Origin of the sequence: Roseomonas sp. TAS13, from assembly GCF_001950415.1 — a bacterium.
Classification (GTDB): Bacteria; Pseudomonadota; Alphaproteobacteria; order Acetobacterales; family Acetobacteraceae; genus Roseomonas; species Roseomonas mucosa.
In genome coordinates this window covers 1-6,285 of sequence record NZ_BDLP01000260.1, presented here as the reverse complement: position 1 = coordinate 6,285, position 6,285 = coordinate 1, and the positions used below count along the sequence as shown (strand labels likewise).

General features: G+C 72.0%; 5 protein-coding genes. 1 reads left to right on the top strand and 4 read right to left on the bottom strand.

Annotated elements, in window-relative coordinates; genetic code table 11:
* Positions 1-329: 329 nt before the first annotated feature.
* Entirely contained in the window at positions 330-1,067 is a 738-nt protein-coding gene (locus tag ROTAS13_RS17390; protein WP_171979137.1) for a polymer-forming cytoskeletal protein, read from the bottom strand.
* Positions 1,068-1,328: 261 nt separating this feature from the next.
* On the opposite strand from ROTAS13_RS17390, the gene ROTAS13_RS17385 reads away from it, so the two are divergent.
* Positions 1,329-2,312 (top strand): adenosine kinase, encoded by a 984-nt coding sequence (locus tag ROTAS13_RS17385; protein ID WP_075822967.1) that lies wholly within the window; start codon positions 1,329-1,331, stop codon positions 2,310-2,312.
* Here ROTAS13_RS17385 and bcsA read toward each other — a convergent pair.
* The 3 genes from bcsA to ROTAS13_RS17370 are packed head-to-tail and all read right to left on the bottom strand — an operon-like array spanning position 2,251 to position 5,991.
* Entirely contained in the window at positions 2,251-4,716 is a 2,466-nt protein-coding gene (gene bcsA / locus ROTAS13_RS17380; protein WP_075822966.1) for a UDP-forming cellulose synthase catalytic subunit, read from the bottom strand. The two genes, ROTAS13_RS17385 and bcsA, sit on opposite strands and share 62 nt — an antisense overlap.
* Entirely contained in the window at positions 4,713-5,513 is an 801-nt protein-coding gene (gene bcsQ / locus ROTAS13_RS17375; RefSeq protein ID WP_019461157.1) for a cellulose biosynthesis protein BcsQ, read from the bottom strand. The genes bcsA and bcsQ overlap by 4 nt, the downstream gene beginning before the upstream one ends.
* 7 nt (positions 5,514-5,520) lie before the next feature.
* Complete coding sequence (locus ROTAS13_RS17370; protein WP_075822965.1) at positions 5,521-5,991, bottom strand: hypothetical protein; 471 nt, start codon at positions 5,989-5,991, stop codon at positions 5,521-5,523.
* Positions 5,992-6,285: the final 294 nt, after the last annotated feature.

The window sequence follows — 6,285 nt, the reverse complement described above, 5'->3', positions numbered from 1 at the left end:
ACGGCGGGGCCCGTCTGGCCACGCAGGCTCGCCACGCTGGCGGGCGGGACGCCGGGGCGCAGCGCCATGGCGGGCTGCACCGCCGCCGGTTCCGCCTTTCCGCCTGCCGCCCCGGCGGGAAGCGGGTTCTCGCCGGACACGGCGATCAGGCTGGCGCGGTAGTTCCGCATCACCTCGTCCAGGACCGCGCTGCGGTCCGGCAGCCCGTCCGCCGGTCCCGCGCAGGCGGCCAGCAGGGGCGCCGCAAGGAGCGCAAGAAGAAGGGGGCAGGCCCTGAAGAGCCCGCCCCCTTGCTTCCGGTGTGCGGCGGCACGGTGCCGCCCCATGGATCAGACCTCGGCGGGCTCGGCGCTGGGGAAGGCCGGCACGCCCATGCGCGGCGGGTTGTTGTCCGTCAGCATCTCCATGCGGCCGGAAAGCTGGCCGCCATCCTCGACCTGCAGGCGGCGGCAGCGGGCCACGCCCAGCACCCGGCCGGTGGCGCGGATGACGAGGTTGCCGCGGGCGGTGATGGTGCCGTCGAACACGCCGGCGACCTCGGCGTTCTCGACCTCGACCTCGCCCTTGAACACGCCGGTGCCGCTGATGTTCAGCTCATGGGCGTGGATCATCTGGCTCTCGACCGTGCCCTCGACCACCAGGCGCTCGGCATCCGAGACGGTGCCCTGCAGGCTGATGCCCTTGCCGACCACGAGGGTGCGGCGCTCGGCCTCCTGCGGCGCCTGCGGGCGCTGCGGCGCGGCCGAGGCGGGCAGCGGGCCACCCATGGGGCCGGACGGCGCGCCGGGGCGCGGCTGCGCGCCGGGGAAGGGGCTGGGCTGGGCGTTGGGCGCGTTGTTCATTCCGGGATTCATCCCTCCGGGGTTCATGCCTTGGGGCAGGCCCGGCATGGCGTTCGGCTTCGGCGGCAGGCTCATGGCGGTGTCCTTGGCGGCGGCGCCCGCCGGCGGCGCCGGGCGGAAGGGCGGCACGGTCAGTTCTGGATCACGGGCAACAGGCACTGCGGCCGACGAAGCCTCGGGCGCGGGTGGAACAGCATCCTCCCGCTTGCGTCGGAAGACGGACATGAAGCTGCTCCCCCTTTTTTGCGTTGAGCACCCACCGGAACGGTCTCCCCTCGGCCCGGCGGTCCCGGCTGGCGCGGCCCCCGCCGCGCACTTCCGGGACCCACCGGCTAGCACGCTGGCGTGACGATCATCAATTGTGGCTGATCGGCACGGCAGGTGTGGCAGAATCGCCATCCCAGCCCAGGGAGGCGGAATCCCCCCGGCATGCTGACGTCCGGCGCCATGCCTGCTACGCCCGCATTCCCATTCCGGAGTCCGCGCATGACCGCCCCGTCCCTCGACATCCTCGGCATCGGCAATGCCATCGTGGATGTGATCGCCCGCGCCGAGCCGGAGCTGCTGCGGCGGCAGGGCCTGACGCCGGGCGAGATGCGGCTGGTCGACACCGCCGAGGCCGATGCGCTCTACGCGGTGATGGGGCCGGGGACGGAGAGCAGCGGCGGTTCCGCCGGCAACACCTGCGCCGTGGCGGCGGGGCTCGGGGCGAAGGTGGGCTATCTCGGCAAGGTTGCCGACGACCAGCTCGGCCAGGTCTTCGCGCACGACATGCGGGCCATCGGCGTGCACTTCCCGACCGCGCCCTCGACCGGCGGCACGCCCACCGCGCGTTGCCTGATCCTGGTGACGCCGGACGGGCAGCGGACCATGAACACCTATCTCGGCGCCTGTGTCGAGTTCGGTCCCTCCGACGTGGACGAGGCCGCCGTGCGCGGGGCCAAGGTGACCTACATGGAGGGCTATCTCTTCGACCCGCCGGCGGCGCAGCAGGCCTTCCGCGTCGCCGCCGACATCGCCCGGGCGGCGGGGCGGGAGGTCTCGATCACCCTGTCCGACCCCTTCTGCGTCAGCCGCCACCGCGACGCCTTCCGCGCCTTCGTGCAGGAGCGCACGGATATCCTCTTCGCCAACGAGACCGAGATCCTGAGCCTCTACGAGACGGAGAGCTTCGAGGAGGCGCTGGCGGCGGCGCAGCGCGAGGTGCGGGTGGCCGTGCTGACCCGCAGCGAGAAGGGCAGCATCGTGGCCATGGACGGACAGGTGCACGAGGTCGCCGCCGTGCCGACGCAGGTGGTGGACACGACCGGCGCGGGCGACGCCTATGCGGCGGGCTTCCTGGCCGCCCATACGCGCGGCCTGCCGCCAGGCGAATGCGGCCGCTGGGGCAGCGTCGCGGCGGCGAAGGTCATCGCGCATTTCGGCGCCCGGCCGCAGGTGGACCTAAAGGCGCTGGTCGGCCTGGGGTGACCTTTTCCAAGGGGTGGCGCCTCCCTCGGGAAGCGGCTTTCCCAGGGCGCCGCCCGCGTCCCTGCCACCCCGGCGCGCGGAAGCGCCATGCTTCCGCCCCCATGCCGCCATGCGACGGGGACAAGGTGGCAACCTTCCCGCGCCGGGGTGGTTGATCGCCCGTGTCCCCCCGGACGAACCCGAGCTCCGATGAGGAGAGAACCATGCCCAGAGCCTTGATCCGCCTTGCCGCGACCACGGCCATGCTGGCCGGGCTGGCGGCCTGCGCCGGCGACAGGCCGCCCGGCACCGGGCGGCGGTTGCGCCGCAGGGAAAGCTGGCTGTCGCCGCGGAACAGCCCGCGGATGCTGACGCCGACCTCGTAGAGCGCGCGCATCGGACGGTCGCGGCGCACGTGGTCCCAGTGCACCCAGCTATCCGCACGGCCGAGCACGACGCGGGTGATGTTGCCCTCGTCGCGCAGGCTCTGCGGCGTGAAGCGGAGCTGGAGCTTGTTGTTCTGCCAACGCATCACCTGGGCTGGCAGGGCGACGCGGTCCGGGCCCACCGCCAGTTCCACGACCAGCGCCTGGTCCGGGGCGAGGTTGTCCGGCGCCGCGGCCTCGATCGCCGCGCCGCCCAGCGAGAGGTCCACGCTGTGCCCCTCCAGCACCCGGCCGTCCGGCAGCATCACCGAGGCCGGCAGCCGCGCGGCGACCCGGGAGCGTTCGCGCACCTGCCGCCGCTCGCGCCCGACCGCGATCCCGGCCAGCACGATGAAGAGCGACAGCGACAGCCAGAGCGTGTTCAGCGCATAGGCCTGGAAGGCCAGCGTGCCCGTCCCGCTGCTCAGCAGCCCCCAGATGCCGAGGACCAGGCCGCCGAACATCACCAGCGCCAGCACGGCATTGGGATACACGGCGCGCACATCGAAGAAGCCCTCGTCCAGCACGCCGCCCTTGTCGGTGACGTTGAACTTGCCCTTCTTGGGGTCGAGCAGCGTCGCCAGCATGACCGGCAGCAGCCAGAGGGTCAGCACGGTCTCGTAGATCTCCGACCAGAAGGAATGCCGCACCGAGCCCTGCAGGCGGCTGTTGGTGGCCACGGCATGGATCACATGCGGTCCGGCATAGGCGGCGATGGCCAGGGGCGAGGCCGCGATCAGGTTCTGCCCGAAGATCAGGAAGGCCAGCGGCGAGGTCAGGAAGACGAAGCGTGGCAGCGGGAACATGAAGTGCCACATCGAGGAGACGTAGCAGAACTTCTGCGTCCAGTTCAGGCGCCCACCGCCAAGGAACGGGTTGTCCACGCGGAAGATCTGGATCATGCCGCGTGCCCAGCGCATGCGCTGGCCGATATGCAGGGCCAGGCGCTCGGTCGCCAGCCCCGCCGCCAGCGGCAGGCGGATATAGGCGGTGCGCCAGCCGCGCCGCTGCATCTTCAGCGAGCAGTGGCAGTCCTCCGTCACCGTCTGGTGCGGCACGCCGCCCACTTCCTCCAGCGCCGTCCGCCGCAGCACGGCGCAGGAGCCGCAGAAGAAGGTCGCGTTCCACAGGTCGTTGCCCTGCTGGATGAGCCCGTAGAACAGCAGCCCCTCGTTCGGCACGCGCAGGCCGGAAGCCAGGTTCCGCTCGAAGGGATCGGGGCTGTAGAAGTGGTGCGGCGTCTGCAGCATGCCGATCTTCGGGTCGCGCAGCATCCAGCCCAGCGTCATCTGCGGGAAGGCGCGTACCGGCACGTGGTCGCAGTCGAAGATGACGACGAACTCGCCATTCGTCTTGGTCAGGGCATGGTTGATGTTGCCGGCCTTGGCGCCCTTGTTGTCGGGGCGGATCATGTAGCCGCAGCCGATATCCTCGGCGAAGGCACGGAACTCCTCGCGCCGCCCGTCGTCGAGGATGTAGACGTTCATCTTGTCCTTCGGCCAGTCCATCGCCAGCGCACCGAAGACGGATGGCTTCACCACCGAGAGCGGCTCGTTGTAGGTCGGGATGAAGATGTCGAGCACGGGCCATTCCGCCGGGTCCTCCGGCAGCGGCACCGGCTTGCGCTCCAATGGCCAGATCGACTGGAGATAGGCGAGCAGCAGCGCGATCACCGCGTAGAGCTCGGCCAGCAGCAGGCCCATGCCCAGCAGGGGCGCCCAGAAGCCCGAGAAGTCGAGCGTGTCGGTCAGGCGCCAGTACAGGTAGCGCGCCGAGATCAGCACCGAGAGCATGACCAGGAAGAAGTTCGCCCCCCGCCCCTTCAGGCGCGAGGCCAGCAGGAAGACGAGGAAACAGGCGACCGCCAGCCAGGTCTGCTGCTGTGCCTCCAGCGGCGCTACCACGAAGGGCATGGCGAGCAGCAGCCCCGCCGCCGTGAGCAGGAGCGCCCCGGCACGGCCGCGCGAGAGGCGCTCGAAGAATTGCGCGAGACGGGTCATCGTCCCCCCCACATGCTGACGGGCACGGGCTGCTGCTGGACGGGGACGCAGGCGGCGATCGCCCCCGCCACCTCCCGCAGGTCGGTTGCGGCGCGCGACTGCGGCGCCTGGTCGGCCACGAGGCGCTGGCAGGCGAGGCTTTCCATCACCGCCTCGTCCCGGCTCACCGCGCCCAGCAGACGCCAGCCGGCATGGCGCGCCACCGCCTCCGCCGCGGCCCGGGACAGGCGCAACTGCAGGTCCACCTCGTTGATCACCACCCGCAGCCGATGCGTATCGACGGTGCCCATGCCGATGCCGGCGAAGCGGCCGCTCTCGACCTCCGGCATCAGGGCGGCACTCATCGCCTCTGCCTTGAGGACGCAGACCACGAGGTTCGCCAGCGGCGCCAGCAGGGCCAGGCTGCGGGAGGGACCGGGCGGCAGGTCGGCGATGATGAGCAGGGTCTCGTCGGCCAGCATGGCCCGCATGGGACCGAGCAGCAGTTCCGGCTGTTGGCCGAGCAGTCCGTCCAGCGCCAGCGCCCGCGCGAGGTCGATCATCCCGAAGGGCAGCAGCGCGACCCCCGAGGCGGTCTGCCGCAGCGCCCGGTGCCAGTCGGGCCGGTCGGGCATGCCCGAGGCCCAGCCGAGCTGGTCGCCGAGGGACAGGCCGAAATGCAGCCGCAGCGCGTTCTGCGGATCGAAATCCATGACCAGGACTCGGCGCCCGGCCCGGGAGAGGCTGTGGGCGATGTTCGCCGCCAGGGTGGTCTTGCCCACCCCGCCCTTCGGCGATGCCATGCAGATCAGCGGCACGCTGGGCCTACCTTTGGTCCGGAGAGAAGGGAGAGGGCGTCGTCGCGTTGGCGATGCCGCGCAGCAGCTCCGAAAGGCTGCCGGCGGCCGGCTGCGGCGCGTTCACCGCGGCACGCAGGTCCGCCATGGCATGGTCCACGGCGGCGAGGAGCGCGAAATCCATCTCGGCGGCACGCGGCGGCGGCTGCGCGGGTCCCGGATGACCGGAGGCCGCGGGCGCGGGGCCCGGCGGGATGGAGGGGGGCATGGCGGAAGGCGGCGGCCAGGATGCGGCTGGCGTGTTGCGGGTGGAATCCGGCCAGCCGGACGGGGCCGGGTATGAGGGAGGCGCCAGCGGGTGGGCATTCGCCACCGGGGGCGGAAATCCCGGCTGGGACGGGGCGAAGCCGGTGCCCTGCTCCGACGGCCATGCGGCGTTGCCGGACGGAGCGGCGGGCGGCCAGTGCGGCGCCGGGGCGGGCTGCGGCGAATGGGGCATGGGATATTCCGCCTTTGGGGCAGCAGGCTGCGGGGCAGGATGGACCGGAGGCCGCAGCGCGTCCCAGGGCACGGCCGGGAGCGGCGCGGAGGCGGACCAGGTCGGGTGGCTTGCCTGGAAGCCACCCGGAAAACTGCTCTGGGGCATCGCCGGGGGAGGCCAGGATGCCTGTGCCGGCGCGAAAGGCGGCGGTGCGTTCTGCGGCGGGCCGGCGGCCGGCGGTGGGAAGGGTATGCCGCCATGGCCGGGGGCCTGACCTGGGGCCTGGCCCTGGCCTGGGGCGGGCCACTGTGC